The following is a 15,647-nucleotide window of genomic DNA, read 5'->3' as shown; positions in this document are numbered from 1 at the left end:
TCATACTAAACGTACTTATTGGATGTAATGGTGCAGGTAAATCTAACTTCATAGGCTTCTTTCGCATGGTTCAGCAGATGCTTGAGAGGAATCTGCAAGTTTTGGTAAGCCGCCAGGGTGGCCCCGATGCGATCTTGCATTTTGGCCGTAAAACAACTGAGCAACTAGAGATTGAGCTTTATTTTGGAAATAATGGGTATTTCGCTACTCTTGAACCAACTCAAGACAACCGTCTGATGTTTTCCAAAGAGTCTTTTTGGTGGAACATGAGCGGTGAGCGTGAAATCGGTAGTGGTGATTGCGTAACTTATTCCTTTCACCTGAACATATTAATGAAGGCGCAACAACAGCCCCATCCAAACGAATTATCAGATGTTGCCTTGGATATGAAAAGCCATTACATGGCTCCTTGATTGCAATCGATATTGGCTTGGATACAATACCTCAGCAGTGCGAGCATTTCAATCAATGGTTAACGCGTCTTGAAAATATCAGCGGCGGTAACGGTTGAAGAGAATATATTGCCCTCAAAAAAGAGTACAAATGTTACTTATGTACTCCATATTTTAGAAAATTTTCAGCATTATTATAATTTAGAAAAGTGATTTTTTCTTAAATTTTCACAAATGAATCAGGAATTATGAATAATACAAAGTTTCATAACTCCTAACTCCTAACTCCTAACTCCTAACTAAATTGTCAACGCCCGCCAAGTTCGTTGACCAACTATTCCATCCACACCTAAATTCCCCTGATTTTGAAAGGCTTTGACAGCAGTCTCTGTCAGTGCGCCAAAAATCCCATCTACTTTAACGGCATAACCGTTAGACACTAACAGCTGTTGTAAGACTCTGACAGCAACACCAGAGCTACCGAAATAAAGAGTCGGCAGTTGGCTACTAAACTTCTGGAACCGTCCTGTAGCCTTTGCACTGACTTTCCCTCCAGACTGAGAATACTTCGTAGACTCACCTAAGTTAGAAGAAGCTAGTCCCGGATTCTTTTTACTGATTTTCTTAAGTATATGTTCTTTCTCTAGTGCGATCGCACAGGGAGAAGCCTGAGAAATCCCATCTGTCTCCATGAATTCAGGTGGTGTGACTTGAGCAGTGATCTCTAAGTGACTCTGTTTTGACTGGTTTACGTCATTTTCCATCTGAAATAATTGCTGCTGTGGCAAATTGGCCGCAGATGCTTGTCTTATTGTTAACACCCCTGTGATCATTAGGCCAATTTCAGTCATTGTAGTTCATTTTACCTAAACCAATATTTCTTTTAACCAACAACATTGCTGCTGTCCGGAATAGTGCATACTGACCAAATAAAAAAGTCATGTACTCTTTGTTTGAGATAATCTTGTCATGATCATCTTTGCTCACCTCCTATTCCATCTAATCAGACTAATATCTGCTTTTTTAGGGAATTTTTCTGGGAAAGCGCATATTTCGACCTCAATAAAATTAAACCGCACAACGTTGTTGCACAGTCTTGAATTTCAACTAGAGTTTAGACTACTGGATGACAAAATTACACAGGGGCACTGAACATAATGTATGTCGAATTCTCTTGCCTAACCTGTGTTAATTTCTATATCATTTTTAAATCTTGAGAAAGAAGCACCTTAATAAAAGGCGCCTTACAGCCCGCCCTTAGACATCGCTTAGTACCCTTGCGGATACTGAAAAAGTTTTTACCTTTTCTCATCTCGCCACAAAGCAATACCGCCTAATAAACCAGTGATATTGGGGATGAGTTTGACATTTAACGGTAGCTGTAAATTCACTCTCACAGCTTCACCACCGCCAATGTAAAGGTAATCATAATTGAATAGATGTTCCAAGGATGCGATCGCTTTTTCTAAACGCCTATTCCATCTTTTCTCACCAATTTTTTCTAACTCTGCACGCCCCAACTGCTGCTCGAAAGTCTCTCCTTTGCGAAACGGGTGATGTCCCATTTCCATATTCGGTACTAGCTTACCATCTACAAATAAAGCCGAACCAAACCCCGTGCCTAGAGTAATCACCAGTTCGACACCTTTACCAGCGATCGCTCCAAACCCCTGCATGTCTGCATCATTAATCACCCGTACAGGCTTGTTTAAGTGTTTTGATAATGCTGTTTCCAAATCAAATCCGATCCAATCTGGATGTAAGTTTACCGCAGTTTCCGTGACTCCAGACCGCACCACACCGGGAAAACCGACCGAAACGCGATGAAATTCACCTTGAGCGGCTGCTAACACAACAATTGCATTAATTACAACCTCCGGTGTAGCAGGTTGGGGTGTATCTAAACGCGCCCTTTCCGTTACAGGATTCCCCGTAATATCTAAAACCATAGCCTTAACGCCACTACCGCCAATATCAACCGATAGAGTACGAATCGATCCATTTTCTTCAACCATTGAGTTACATCCTTAGATTAGAAGATTAGAGTTCCCCTTTGACAAATAGCTACTAAGATTATGAATGAGTCCATGTATTAATTTATAAATTATTTTTTAGTTATTTTAAGTTTCCGAGGAACTAACAGCTACAATCATTAGCTATCAAGCATTTTGGGCATTTTAGCATCTTTAAATAGAGGCTTCAGCCTTGAAATCTGTACTTTCTGTGCTGTCTAGATTTGCTAGTGTAGGTTTAGTGCAAATTGTGTTGATGGTGGCGTAGCTGTGTTACAGCTATCGGCCGAGTAATTATTAATAATAACACTAAGAGATATTAGTTATGACGGAATTTGAACCCAACAGCCTCCGCTCTTATAGCCAAGAAGATGTACAAGAAATTTTACACTTAGCGATCGCTCGTCAAGCTGATGACAAAGATACAGAATTTTCTTATGAGCAGATATTAGAAATTGCTGCTGAGTTAGAAATTTCACCTGATTCTTTAAAATTAGCAGAACGCGATTGGGTAGTACAACAGGGTAAAGTCCAACAGCGAAAAGCTTTTGATGCCTACCGCATCAGAAGATTTCAGAAGCGTCTAGGGAATTATACGATTTTTAATGGCTTTTTGATACTAGCCAATTTAATCACTGGTGGCGGAATTTCTTGGTCGCTCTACATTTTACTATTCTGCGGATTGCCTATAGGGCTTGATGTCTGGAATACCTTTCAAATCAAAGGCGAAGAGTATGAAATGGCATTCCAGAAGTGGAGCCGTAACCATCAGATTAAGAAAACCATCAGCACAGTTTTGAATAAGTGGTTTAAGGCATTACAGGCTTAGTAGATTTGCTTGCGTAGCCAAATCTCGTCGTAGACATCGCTAATTCAAAGAAAAACCCCGGAGGAGAATCGGGGCAATACTTGCGGCAACATTTGTTGTGTAACACCACTGAAAGAAAATCTGAATAAACACAGCAATTATTAGGATTAATATTGATGTTACCTGATTGGCTGAAGTATTCTTTCTATCTTTCTACCAATATCAGGGTCTATCAATAGTCTGAAAGATGATTTTATCTACAATGCTTTTCAGATAATACTAGGTGAAGCACCAAGCAATGTCTTTGATTTGTAGAAGATTTAGATAAGCCAGATTATACCTGGCTTATCTAAATCTATCTATATATATCAGGGTTTGTGTGGAATCGTATGACATCTGTGCGCCTCTACTTCTTAGTATTTATTTAAGCTTTTCGTGAGCAGCCAAAATAATTTTTTCGGTTTCTTCCCAGCCAATACATTTATCAGTTACAGAAATACCATATTTTAATTCTTCTTGTTTACCAATAATTGGTTGACTACCTTCATACAAATGCGATTCCAGCATCATGCCAACTATTGATGTATTACCATCCACTATTTGCTGAATAATATTTTCTAAGACAGCACCTTGGAATTTGTAATCTTTATTCGTATTGCCGTGGCTACAGTCAATAACAATTCTCGGTGTTAAATTTGCCTGTTTTAATTTCTCTTCTACCAGTTTGACATTTGCTACATCAAAGTTGGGTTGACTACCACCCCTTAAAATTACGTGACCGTAGGCATTACCTTTAGTTTGAAAGACGCTAACCTGTCCGTTTTGATTAATTCCCAGAAAATTATGCGGGTTTCGAGCTGATTGTAAGGCATTCAAAGCTACTTGAATATTGCCATCAGTACCATTTTTAAAACCCACAGGCATCGAAAGCCCACTTGCCATTTCGCGGTGAGTTTGTGATTCGGTCGTGCGTGCTCCAATCGCAGACCATGTAATCAGTTCACTAATGTATTGAGGTATGATTGGATCTAGTGCTTCTGTACCAGCAGGTAATCCCAATTCTGTAATTTTTAATAATAGATCCCGTGCAATTAATAAACCATTCTCTACATGGAAAGAATCATCCATATCTGGATCGTTAATTAGCCCTTTCCAGCCTACGGTTGTTCTTGGTTTTTCAAAATACACTCGCATAATTAATAGCAGCTTATCCTTAACTCGCTCGGCCAATATTTTCAACCTTTGAGAATATTCGATTGCTGCTTTGGTGTCATGGATTGAGCATGGGCCAACTACTATAAATTTTCTGCGATCCTGAAAATCCAGGATATCTTCTAACTCCTGCCTATATGCTAGAACTCTTTGTTCGGCTAATTGTGTTAAAGGTAATTTTGATTTAACTTCATTGGGAGTTAACAAAACGCGATCGTTCTCAATGTTACTATTAAATAATTTGTTGTGCATGGGGATGGTCTGTCAATTTTATATACGCACTTCAACTCAAAAGTGTAACACAAACTGATGAAATTCTAAAATAGCTTCTTTTAGACTTGACAAATTTCTAATTAGACTATAGATGAGTAAGGTAATAACTGAAAAAGGGGGAATATTTTCCCTCTTTTTCTTTGCTATTGGACTACTGACTCAGTGGTAGCGTATATCAATCATTACTGCCATACAAATACTTTGGCTTCGTATGGCCCCAAATCAGTTATGATGCCATCGTCAGCAGCTTCGACATCATAATTACCTGTCCACTCGTGCCATCTATCACCACTAGGAAAGTTAGGAACATGATAGCCAGCTAGGAAGTTTTCTGAGAAATTTGCTATTACGACTACACGAGAACCTTCATCATTCCAACGAGTATAAGCTAATACTTTTAGCTCTGGATTTTCGTGGAAAAAATCAATATTTTCTGTGTAGAGGGCATAATTATTTTTACGCAGGTTGGTTAAGCCTTTGTATGATTCAAATAAACTACGATTCAGATCATTACCTAACAGCGTCCAATCGATTTTCGATGATTCAGGTTGTTTAGGTTTATACTCGCCAAATTCCTCTCCCATCCAAATCAAAGGTACGCCAACAGCAGTCATTAGGATGGCTACTCCTAATTTAGCCCGCCTAAACGCTTCTTCATTAAAAATCTCACGGTTCCCCAGTTCTACCATGACATGGTTATGGTCGTGGTTGGTGAGGTAATTTACTACATTGGTGGTACCCAAGAAGCCTTGGCGCTTGCAGTCAATGACATCTTTTAGACGCTCTAAATCAAATGTATCACCGCAGATATGTTCTAGAATGCAGTGATAAAAACTGTCATGCCAGCACGCATCCATTGGGCCATCTACATTGGTAATGCTGGTATTTTCAGGAATGTGTTCGGCAATGTTGTAAAAAGGCTTCATGCTAGCAGCTTTTTTGGCTTCCTGAACAATCCAGTGCATGAAATCGTAGTTAGCAATTTGCCTTGCTGCATCATAGCGAATACCATCCAGATGATATTCCTGAATCCAGAAACGGATTGTATCACCAATAAATTTCCGCGCTGGATTAATATCTAATTTTTCGTCATAATGTTCATAATTAAATTCAGGCCCCCAGTTATTATCAGGGTCACGAGGTTCGTGATGATACCAATAATCGTGGTCAATTTGTGTTAAAGGAGCAGATGCTTCTGAGTGGTTATAAATACCGTCAATAATTACACGAATCCCTCTGGCATGACACTCATCAATCAATTTTTTCAACTCAGCAGTAGAACCATAACTAGATTCTGTTGCAAAGAAGTGACGGGGGTTATAACCCCAACTATAATCACCAGGATATTCTTTAAGGGGCATCAATTCAATAGCGTTGATTCCTAGTTCGCACAAATAATCTAACTTTTCAACGACGTGTTTGTACTTGCCTCGTGCATAAGGATCATCCTCGCCACCAGAAAAGTCACCAACGTGCAATTCATAAATTACTAATTCGCGGTCAGCAGGTAAAGGTTTATCATCATGTTGCCAAACATACGTATCGGTAATCCTTTTGCCATCTTTGACGCGGATAACACCATCATCTTTTCCACTCAGTTCATCTATATCAGTTGCATAAGGATCTGTGACATCAACCAATTGTTCTGGCTCAAAAAACCATGAATTTGACTGGACACGGAATTTATATTTATAAACACCGTCTTCTAATTCAACACTTGTGCGAAAATAACCATCATCACCTTTTTCCATTGGAATTTCTTGCCAATCAGAAAAAGAACCAATTAATGCGGCTCCTTTATTGTAAGGTGCAAATAAATTAAATTCAATTGGCTTTGCCATAGAAGTGTTTGTAATATCAAGGGCTGATAAGAATATTTTCGGATGCTCAATTGAATTTGCAAATCGCTCTAGAGAAATAATTATATTACCACTGCCACTATCTTCAGGATGAATTTATAAAAATTTTATAGTAAATAACTATTTTCTGGGCATTTTGACTGGTTATAGTGTTTATTTTTTAACTATTTTACGGATTAACGTAGTTCATTTTTTGCTGATCATACTACTAGGATGAGAATGTTGTTGTATCAAGCTGCGAAACCTTAGTAAATAAGTTAATGGCTTTTTATTAACTTATTAAATAACAGATATCAGGTTAAAAAAAAGATTATTTTTAAAGACCTGCTGTATATTACTCAATTTTGCCGCTAGTTTGTTGCAGATAACTTAACAACCAATTTGCTGCCGTCGCCCTGCGAGTTTGCCGAGGCCCAAATTCACCAATTTTGTAACCTTTGAAGCCCAGTTTTTCTTTTAGCATTTGTTTATTTTCAGCCGGAATGGAACGAGTCAACTTGACTGTTGCGGGGCGAGATTCAATGAAATCTGGTGGTTGTGGGTACTCATCTTGCCATTCTGGTGCAACTAGGCTAGTGTCCCATTGTGCAGTTGAGGAATCATAGCGATAACCTAAATAATGCCATAGCAACTGGTTGACTATGGAATCATCCAGTTTCTCGTCAAGAATTGCCCAAATTGTTTCTGTATTGAGTGGTGGCAGGTTAGACATAAGCAATTCAAAATCCCAAGTTCAAAAGCTAACTACTGTTTAATTAAACTCACAACAGTTAGTAGGTAGTGAAAAACACTTTATCACTACTCTGCTACACTCCTAAAGTTTGGGATAATTTTATTTTTATCTACACCTGCTGGAAGATTTATCCGCCACAAGCATTAAACAAACTACTAAAGTGACGCTAAATAAGGAGATTCGCCTACTCAAGAGGAAAATTATGAGAATAGGGGATCTGTTCAGAATATAGTCGGTGGCAAGCAGAAAGCATGTTATGAAGAATGGGATAATCGCGATCGCTAGTTATAAACATCGCGATCAGGAAGACCGCTAGTACAAACATCGCGATGACGAACGATGACGATGACCGTGATTAATTTCGCGAGTTGGAGTTAAAAACAGGTTGTGTATACACAAACTAGGTAGACTGGAAATCGTAAAGATTAGACCAGTCTATGCAGAATTCCACAGCACTGCCAAAGATCATCCGCGCCCATGTATTCATTTCTGGCCGAGTCCAAGGAGTGGGCTATCGCTATTCCACTGTGGATACAGCTAGCCAGTTGGGATTGACCGGTTGGGTACGGAATCTCCCCGATAATCGAGTAGAAGCAGTCTTTGAAGGAGCGCCAGATGTTGTAGATGACATGGTTCGCTGGTGTCATTCTGGGCCACCTGCTGCTGTAGTTAAAGATGTTGTAGTTGAGTATGAAGAACCGGAAGGGTTGCGGGGATTTGAAGTTAAGCGGGGTAAATAGTTAGGAGTTAGGAGTAGAGACGCGATTAATCGCGTCTGTACAGGAGTTTGGAGTTTGGATATCTTCCATTGTGTCTCCTGCTTGTTAGCTCATCAAGCCAAAACGTTGATATCATACAAAGAAAACTAAACCTCAAAAAGTATCAAAACTTATTATTTATTATTCTCTGACCGTAATATAATAATTTGTGTCTTTTTTATTCAGTACAATTAATGCCTTATCGAAGAAAATTCTTAAAAAGAGCAGGATATACAACCCTTTCGGCATTATTGACTATGGGGTTTTTACAAAAGGATAAGCAAAAAGAAGACCATAGCATGAATGCTGCTATGGCTGATACAGGTACAAATGCAAATTCTCCTCTTCGGCAATTAGCTGCCGCCAAAGGAAAGCGTTATGGCACAGCAATTTCTGGTGACGCTTTGCAAAAAGAGAAGGATTACGCTGACTTGATTGCTCGTGAATGTTCGATCGCAACACCGAATGGTGAATTAAAATGGAGCGCCACTGAACCACAGCCAGGAAAATTTACCTTTGAATCAGCAGATGCGATCGCTGATTTCTGCCAAAAGCATAATATGGAATTGCACGGGCATACCCTTTTCTGGCACATGGGAAAACCAGACTGGGTTCCTTACCCCCCCACTCTTAAGATGATTGAACGCCATTTTACCGGAGTCATGGGGCATTATCGCAATAGCCCCGTTTTAAAGTCTTGGGATATTGCTAATGAAATTATCGCTGATAATGAAAATGAAACTGACAATGCTACCTACGGTTTGCGTAGAGGGGTAAAACCAGAATTAATTCGAGACTTGTTTTTAATTGCCGCTTCAGTTGATAACAGCAAGAAATTTTACATAAACGATTTCGGCATCGAAGGCGCTACATGGAAATCAGACCATTTCTTAAAAATGGTTGAATATCTGAAGAATAATGGGGTTAAAATTGATGGAGCAGGTATCCAGTCGCATCTATGGTTTTCTACTGCCTATGGTTTTGACGAGAAAGGATTTAATTCCGTCTTAAAACGGCTTAATGATCTTGAAGTTAAACCATTAATCACAGAATTAGATATTATCATTGATACCCCACTACCCGATAGTATCAAAAAGCTAGACCAGATGGTAGCCGACAGTTACAAGCGATATCTTGACTTGTGCTTTGCGGCTAAAGTTGATACCGTAATTACATGGGGGATTAGCGATCGTCATACCTGGATACGTCATCCCGACTGGATGCCAGGAAAAACCTTTAGAGACAATCCTAATCTCTGGAAATTTTTGCGTCCGCTTCCCTTCGATGAGAACCTGCAACCTAAACTTGCCCGCAATGCTATTGCCCAGGCTTTTCAATAAGCAATTTCATTACCAGTAAAATATACTCCAACCAGGCGTAAATAGTGCTTTTAAGGGAGATTGAAAAAATAAAATGCCCAGCCATATCAGGGATATTGTGGCTACACGATTATATCTTTGTCGCTTTCGCCTTTCGGGCGAAAGCGAGGGCTGGGTATTTTATTATTGGTAATAGTACTTACGCACTGTAGAAATTGATCATGATGTGCGTTAACAAAAATAGGTTGTTTCAGGCTTTTCTTAATTATCCTTTGGTCGTAAATTGACGATGCTGTAGGGGTAAAGCGCATTGCGCTTTACCCCTACGAAAGATGTGGTTTTTCACCTATACGTATTTGGTATTTATTGTCAATGCGTAAGTCCTGGGTAAATGCGTAAGTATCATTCTGAGCGAAGTATGTGACGAGATTCTTCGCTATTCATGAGCATGAAAGTTGAAGAAGAATACATTCGTCAGAATACATTCGTCAAAATCAAGACGCTCTCTACGCAGACTCGCTCTAAGCGAACGCGCAGAGCGTCTCTAGGAGTTGCTATGCGGTTCGCCTCCGGTCTCGTAGAGAAGGCTTTACGCTGCGCTATCCGCCAGTCGTAGAGAATTCATGGCTTTATTCTGACGAATGTATTCTAACTCCTGAATTCTGTTTGGATAAATTCGTGACGAACCAAGCGACCTACTGGTAAGGCATGAACTTGTTAAATCTTGTATTTATTATCCTTTTTTTGTTGACTTGAGATACTCCAAATTTCTCGTAAAAATAATGTGCCAACAAACCAAGGCTCAACTAAGTAACGTCTCCAAAGTCTTTTAGGTTCAGAAAATAAGCGATATAACCATTCCAAGCCCATCTTTCCCATCCAGCGAGGAGGAGTGGGTATTGCTCCTGCTACATAGTCCATGCAGGCTCCACTAGTCAAAATAGTGTTGGTGTGAATATGTTCAAGATTTTCAGAAATCCAATACTCTTGGCGTGGCATACCCATCCCCACCATTAATACATGGGGTTTGTAAGCATTAATTGCAGCCAGAGTAGCGAGATTTTCCTGGCTATCTTTATCCCTGTTAATATAACCATGAGCGCAAGTAATCTGTAAACCAGGAAATCTCTGGCGCAAAATACTTGCTCCTTGTTCAGCAATTCCTGGCTTTGAACCTAAATAAAATACACGCCAGCCTTTATTAGCTGCTTCCGCCATCAGAGGCCATATCCAGTCAGCATAGGTTACTCTTTGTTCTCGTTTCATTGGAAAACCTAACAGCTTTCCAATAAACACTAAAGGCATACCATCAATATGGGTATATTCTGCCTTGGCATAAAAAGATTGCATTTTTGGAGCATTATGAAAGAGATAAAGACTATGCAAGTTGTGATTAGCAATAATCCATTTCTTATTCTTACCAATACATTCTTCAATCAATAAATTTAAGTCGAGGATAGAGAGTGCATCGACTTGAGTACCAAGAAGTTTGTAAGATGAAGTCCGGATCATAAATGTTTTTAGTATTAGATTGTATGACTAAAGGCTTAATACTACTGATTAGGCGATCGCTGTTTTTTCAATATTTGTTCAGCACCTTCAACTAAGTTCTGTACCCTAGCAGCCCAACTGTGATGATTTACTATCTCAATGCAAGCCAATTGTCCCATTTCGGGCAGTGCTTCTCTTTTGTGATAAGCTTCCAATAAGGTACGTTTTAAATCATTTTTATCACCTGGTTTAAATAGGAAACCTGTTTTGCGATCGCAAATCAACCGTTTAGCATCTTCAAAAGCTGATGCTATGACTGGTTTAGCCATTGCCATGTATTCATAAAGTTTCATAGGTGAGAGATACATCTTTCCCATTTGTAGTTGAACTTGCCCAGAGTAACCAACATCAAATCCAGCGATATACTGGGGTATTTCTTGCCAAGAAACTCGACCTATAAAAGCTACATAAGGTGAAATACCTAATTCTTGACTCTGCTTTTCCCAAGCAGATTTCATTGCACCATCGCCTACTACTACCAGCGAAATGTCTAAGCCTTCGGCTCGTAATTCAAATATTGTTTCTAATAATAAGTCTAAACCAGCCCAAGCATATAAACTACCTATAAAACCTATAGTAAAACCTAAAAATATTCGCTTTGGGACATGTAGATCAGGATTAATAAAATCAATATCAACTCCGTTTGGTATCAAGACAATTTTTTCACTTGAAATACCAAAATCCCGGACTAAAATTTCTTTTAATGTTTCACTCACACAGGCGACAACATCGCATTTTTGATATGCTCTGATTTCCATCCATTGAGCTAATCTATCCAGTACCAATGCTTTTCGTTCTGTCTTTGCTTCATAAAAAAGTAATGCTTCAGCTTGCAAAATCCAAGGTATTCCCTGACGTTGGAATATCCAGCCCATACATTGCAAAGTTGCAGCGTACTCATACACCCAATCAACTTGATTTTTAAGTTCTTGGTAGCTTCTCCAGGAGTTAATGACACCAAGTCCGAGACGCATAAAATCTACTGCTAAGGTGTAGAAAAATCCTTTGCTGATTAATTCACCAGAACCATTCGCCGACCATTTTTTTGGAACTTTATCTCCCACAATAAATGTTTCGATTTTCCACTCAAGTATTTTAAACCCCTTCAGGATTCCTAAAATTCGGGAACGGGGCCCAGACATCTCTGCATCAGCATGTGTTGAAATCCGAGGTGCTGCCGCTAAAAAACCAAGACGTCGCTGCATTTTGGAACTCCTTAAGGTTGCGAACTACTTTGTGGAATTTCTTCTGCAAATGTGGGAGATGCAGCCAAGTTTTTGTAACCAATAATGGCTCGGAGATAAGGTAAACACCAATAAATTACCCAGAAAAACCCGGAGTGCCGACGACAGAATTCAGTCCAAGGTTTGAGCGGAAATGCTTTGACTTGAATTACCTTTCTTAAGCGTTCTAAAACAGATAATTTTGTATCTACCCAACTGTTGCGGATTGAGTTTTTACCACAGGTTCCGACATATCCAGGTACAACCCATATCGAGCAACCATTCTTTCTTGCTCTCAAACCATAATCTAGGTCTCCTAAACTGTGGATAAATGCTGCATCAAGATTCCCTACTTTCTTCACAACCGCACGAGGAATTAGCACGCAGTTACCAAACATCGTGTCACATTCTTGAAAAACCTGAGTTGAACCTAAAAATTCATATTTATTAGAGTACCATTTGCGAGATTTCACTGCCCCGCCGTATGAAGCTTCTCTTGTTATTGAATCTTGAGTCGTACCAACTAATATTGAATTTTCTCGGACAGATTCTAATAATTGTTGATGAAGTGTCAATAGGCGTTCCAGGGTGTTTGATTCTAGTATTGTGTCGTCATTCAACCAGAGATAATAGTCATAATCTTTTTGCATTGCTTCAGCAAACGCTAGTCTCATTCCTCCCACCCAGAATAGATTCCCATTGCCTTGAAGAATCTGGACTTTTGGATAAAAAGCTTTTACTGCCTTTGAAGTACCGTCATAACTTCCATCATCAGTTAAATAAACATCAAAAGACTTTGTTTGGTGAGCTAACGCACGCAGACAAATCAGAGTTGTCTCACGCCTGTTAAAACAAGTCATTATTACTGCTAATTGTGGTTGCTTCATGGAGTAGTTTTTATTATGTTAATCTAATTTTGTGAAACAAAAATTAAAGGTTGATTTCGTTATCTGAGGCATTTAGCATTAAGTGATGCGTTCTTCCCTCAATGCCATGTAGGGTTGTCTTTATCTTTATTAGCAACATTTGCTTAGGTGTTATACACCACCCAAGGATATGTTATAAAACGTGTTTGGGACGAAACTATTTAGGTAGAAGTTGATATAAATACTTTTCCTCAATTAAGTATGTAACTCCAAGATGGTAATAATAATTTAAAAATTGGCAATTTTTTCTATCCAATTACTCACTTGACTATTCAATTTAAACACGCGTAGCTTTTGTTCTATTTTCCTCACAGTTAACATATATCGGTGCATCACTGATATGCGTGGCATCTTATGTCTGACAACTCCTTCGCATAACCATTGATATTTATCTGAGCCTCGATTAAAGTTTTTTAATCTTTGAATTTGTGCATTCCAATCATTATAGAAAAACAAATTGAAATAATGTATTGACACTATGTCATCCCAAGCTTTAAGTCGTGATTCTTTAGATAAGCGATTGTGTAAAGGTAATGGATAACTATAAGCAGAAGAAAAATGAGAAATATTTTCTTCCAGCGAGCATAAAGTCACAGATAAGACTGACTGTTCCACAAAATAAATCCCTTGAGGAGGGGTAATATCCATACGCATTACCTTCTCAAAGTTTGCTTTCCAGGCAGTAAATATACCTGCGCTCCTTCTTACAGCAACCAAACCAGAATTCCAGTAGGCTCTGATTTTTTTATTACCAATTGGTGTGTCAACAAATACCTCACGCTTTACCCCCAGGACTTCATATAGTTTTTGCCAGTACCATTCTTGAGGATCTCGCAGACCTGTAGAACCAATTCCTTGACCATACTCAGGACGTATGCGAACGTTACAATTTACTGGCAATAAAAATTCCTTTGGCTCAGAAAAAAAGCATTTGTCACTGTCTAAAAAAACTAATATTTCTGCATCGATATTTTGTTCAGCATAGGCACAAACCAGGGGTTTATTGGCTAAATAATATTCATGAAATTCTCGATTTATAGGAACTTGTTGATGAGTCACCTGTAACGCTTCAAACGCATCTTGGGTTTGCTTTGATATCGGTTCACCTACTCTCGGATGAAAACTATATATAGGTGTATTTTTAAATTCGCCGCAGAACTTACGAATACTTTCTGCAAGCATCAAAGATTGACCTTCTAAACGACCAGGTTCTGTACAAATTATAAAAGCTATAGGTATTGACATGTTATAAAGTATTTGTTTACTAAACTAATTAGTGAATGAAGATTTCTTTGCAATCATCAATATTTCCTGAAACAAAGCTGAATAACGACGTGCTTGAAGTTCCAGAGTGAATTCTTGTTCGGCTTTCTCGCGAGCATAGAATGACAGCTTTTGCAGCCTCTGTTCATTTTCAAGTACCCAGGTAATTCCTTTGGCAAAATCCTCAACTTCATAAGGTTTAGCCAAATAGCCGTTCTGCTGATGATCAACAATATCTTTTAAGCCAGTAGAATTAAACGCCACAACTGGAGTACCACACGCGAGTGATTCAGAAGCTGTCTGTCCAAAAGATTCTTGAAGAGATGGTACAAGCATCACATCAGCTGCTGAGTAAACAGTTGCTAAAGATATATCATCGTGGAAGTGTCCCAAATAGTGCGTTTTGAAGCCCAAATCAGGTGGATTTTCGGGTTGAGATGCACCGAAAATAACGACCTCACACTTATCTTTCCAGCCAGATTTGCTTAATTCTTGTAGTGCTGGTTGCAGATAATGGAAACCTTTTCTAGAGTCATTGGTTGCATCTAGCGCTCCAAATAGAATGAGTTGTTTATCTAGAGGTAAATTCAGTAATTCTCGCGCTAAACTTTGATGAACAGGTTTATACTTTTGAGTATCCAACCCATTCGGAATTACTTCAATTCGCAAATTCTTAAACAGAGAACTAGACTTGGCGCATTCGGCTAACCAAGAACCTGGCGAAACAATTGTCAGATTTAAATTTTTCAAAGCTTTGGCTTTACGCTGCCATACCCAATGGGATAAATCCCAATCCTTTTTGCTGTTCAGTTGAGGACAGGCTCCACAGGATATTTGGTAGCGATCGCAATCTCCAGTATAGCTGCATCCTCCAGTAAATGCCCACATATCATGAATTGTCCAGACCAAAGGGCGATTTAGTTTTGCAAGAGTTTCTATTTGCATAAAACCTGCGCTAATCCAATGCAAATTGATTATGTCTGGATTAATCTGAGCAACTTGAGAAATAACTCTATCTGGCAACCATTGAATAAAAAATGGAGTATTTTGCTTTTGAGAATAAAGCTTTAAAGGTAAAGTTTCAAATGTCAACTTTGCCTTAGCGATGCCTTGAAATAATCTCATCTTAGGTGCAATTACTGTTTTGTCATCAGTATATTTTTCTTGCACCAGCATTTGTGATTGGAAGTCAATGTTTTGTAACCCTTTGTGCAAGCGATATGCAGCACGAGCCGCACCGCCAGCCACATCCTGGGTGCTAAGGAGCAAGACGTTCATGTTAGATTTAACTTGAAAAAAAATATACTTGATAATACTG

15 protein-coding genes are annotated in these 15,647 nt (G+C 38.9%); 5 read left to right on the top strand and 10 right to left on the bottom strand.

Annotated features, from left to right (window positions below):
• Positions 1–2 precede the first annotated feature (2 nt).
• Positions 3–413: an AAA family ATPase gene (locus HWQ23_RS23250; RefSeq protein WP_472850438.1), complete on the top strand. Its 411-nt coding sequence runs from the start codon at positions 3–5 to the stop codon at positions 411–413.
• Complete coding sequence (locus HWQ23_RS23245) at positions 329–511, top strand: DUF4276 family protein (RefSeq protein ID WP_292833538.1); 183 nt, start codon at positions 329–331, stop codon at positions 509–511. The genes HWQ23_RS23250 and HWQ23_RS23245 overlap by 85 nt, the downstream gene beginning before the upstream one ends.
• Before the next feature lie 180 nt (positions 512–691).
• On the opposite strand, the gene HWQ23_RS23240 is transcribed toward HWQ23_RS23245, so the two are convergent.
• Positions 692–1,243 (bottom strand): peptidoglycan-binding domain-containing protein, encoded by a 552-nt coding sequence (locus HWQ23_RS23240; RefSeq protein ID WP_292833448.1) that lies wholly within the window; start codon positions 1,241–1,243, stop codon positions 692–694.
• Between the two features lie 447 nt (positions 1,244–1,690).
• The gene (locus HWQ23_RS23235) at positions 1,691–2,407 is read right to left on the bottom strand and encodes an ROK family protein (RefSeq protein ID WP_292833444.1); all 717 of its coding nucleotides are present in this window, start codon (positions 2,405–2,407) and stop codon (positions 1,691–1,693) included.
• 322 nt (positions 2,408–2,729) lie between these two features.
• On the opposite strand from HWQ23_RS23235, the gene HWQ23_RS23230 reads away from it, so the two are divergent.
• On the top strand, positions 2,730–3,233 hold the full coding sequence (locus HWQ23_RS23230) for a 2TM domain-containing protein (RefSeq protein ID WP_292833441.1): 504 nt from the start codon (positions 2,730–2,732) through the stop codon (positions 3,231–3,233).
• Positions 3,234–3,632: 399 nt separating this feature from the next.
• Here the strand turns inward: HWQ23_RS23230 and HWQ23_RS23225 are convergent, their stop codons facing one another.
• From HWQ23_RS23225 to HWQ23_RS23215, 3 genes are all read right to left on the bottom strand, one after another.
• Positions 3,633–4,676 (bottom strand): 3-deoxy-7-phosphoheptulonate synthase, encoded by a 1,044-nt coding sequence (locus HWQ23_RS23225; RefSeq protein ID WP_292833438.1) that lies wholly within the window; start codon positions 4,674–4,676, stop codon positions 3,633–3,635.
• Positions 4,677–4,879: 203 nt separating this feature from the next.
• Positions 4,880–6,538, bottom strand: coding sequence for an alpha-amylase family glycosyl hydrolase (locus HWQ23_RS23220; RefSeq protein ID WP_292833436.1), 1,659 nt, complete (start codon positions 6,536–6,538; stop codon positions 4,880–4,882).
• 352 nt (positions 6,539–6,890) lie between these two features.
• A complete protein-coding gene (locus tag HWQ23_RS23215; protein WP_292833433.1) occupies positions 6,891–7,268 on the bottom strand; it encodes a DUF1823 family protein in 378 nt (125 codons plus the stop codon).
• Between the two features lie 458 nt (positions 7,269–7,726).
• Here HWQ23_RS23215 and HWQ23_RS23210 point away from each other — a divergent pair, with 458 nt between their 5' ends.
• Both HWQ23_RS23210 and HWQ23_RS23205 read left to right on the top strand, forming a co-directional pair.
• Positions 7,727–8,029, top strand: coding sequence for an acylphosphatase (locus HWQ23_RS23210; RefSeq protein WP_292833430.1), 303 nt, complete (start codon positions 7,727–7,729; stop codon positions 8,027–8,029).
• Positions 8,030–8,304: 275 nt separating this feature from the next.
• Complete coding sequence (locus tag HWQ23_RS23205; protein ID WP_292833427.1) at positions 8,305–9,387, top strand: endo-1,4-beta-xylanase; 1,083 nt, start codon at positions 8,305–8,307, stop codon at positions 9,385–9,387.
• Between the two features lie 696 nt (positions 9,388–10,083).
• On the opposite strand, the gene HWQ23_RS23200 is transcribed toward HWQ23_RS23205, so the two are convergent.
• From HWQ23_RS23200 to HWQ23_RS23180, 5 genes are all read right to left on the bottom strand, one after another.
• Positions 10,084–10,878: a WecB/TagA/CpsF family glycosyltransferase gene (locus HWQ23_RS23200; protein ID WP_375466555.1), complete on the bottom strand. Its 795-nt coding sequence runs from the start codon at positions 10,876–10,878 to the stop codon at positions 10,084–10,086.
• Positions 10,879–10,919: 41 nt separating this feature from the next.
• Complete coding sequence (locus HWQ23_RS23195) at positions 10,920–12,122, bottom strand: glycosyltransferase (protein WP_292833424.1); 1,203 nt, start codon at positions 12,120–12,122, stop codon at positions 10,920–10,922.
• 11 nt (positions 12,123–12,133) lie between these two features.
• Positions 12,134–13,027: a glycosyltransferase family 2 protein gene (locus HWQ23_RS23190; RefSeq protein WP_292833421.1), complete on the bottom strand. Its 894-nt coding sequence runs from the start codon at positions 13,025–13,027 to the stop codon at positions 12,134–12,136.
• A 267-nt stretch (positions 13,028–13,294) separates the two neighbouring features.
• Positions 13,295–14,311, bottom strand: a complete 1,017-nt coding sequence (locus HWQ23_RS23185) for a hypothetical protein (protein WP_292833418.1) — start codon at positions 14,309–14,311, stop codon at positions 13,295–13,297.
• 24 nt (positions 14,312–14,335) lie between these two features.
• A complete protein-coding gene (locus HWQ23_RS23180; RefSeq protein WP_292833415.1) occupies positions 14,336–15,607 on the bottom strand; it encodes a glycosyltransferase family 4 protein in 1,272 nt (423 codons plus the stop codon).
• Positions 15,608–15,647 lie beyond the last annotated feature (40 nt).

It is taken from the genome of Nostoc sp. JL33 (assembly GCF_017114985.1).
In the GTDB taxonomy this organism is placed as follows: domain Bacteria; phylum Cyanobacteriota; class Cyanobacteriia; order Cyanobacteriales; family Nostocaceae; genus Nostoc.
The sequence above is the reverse complement of the archived record's forward strand: the minus strand, read 5'-3'. Positions and strand labels throughout refer to the sequence as shown.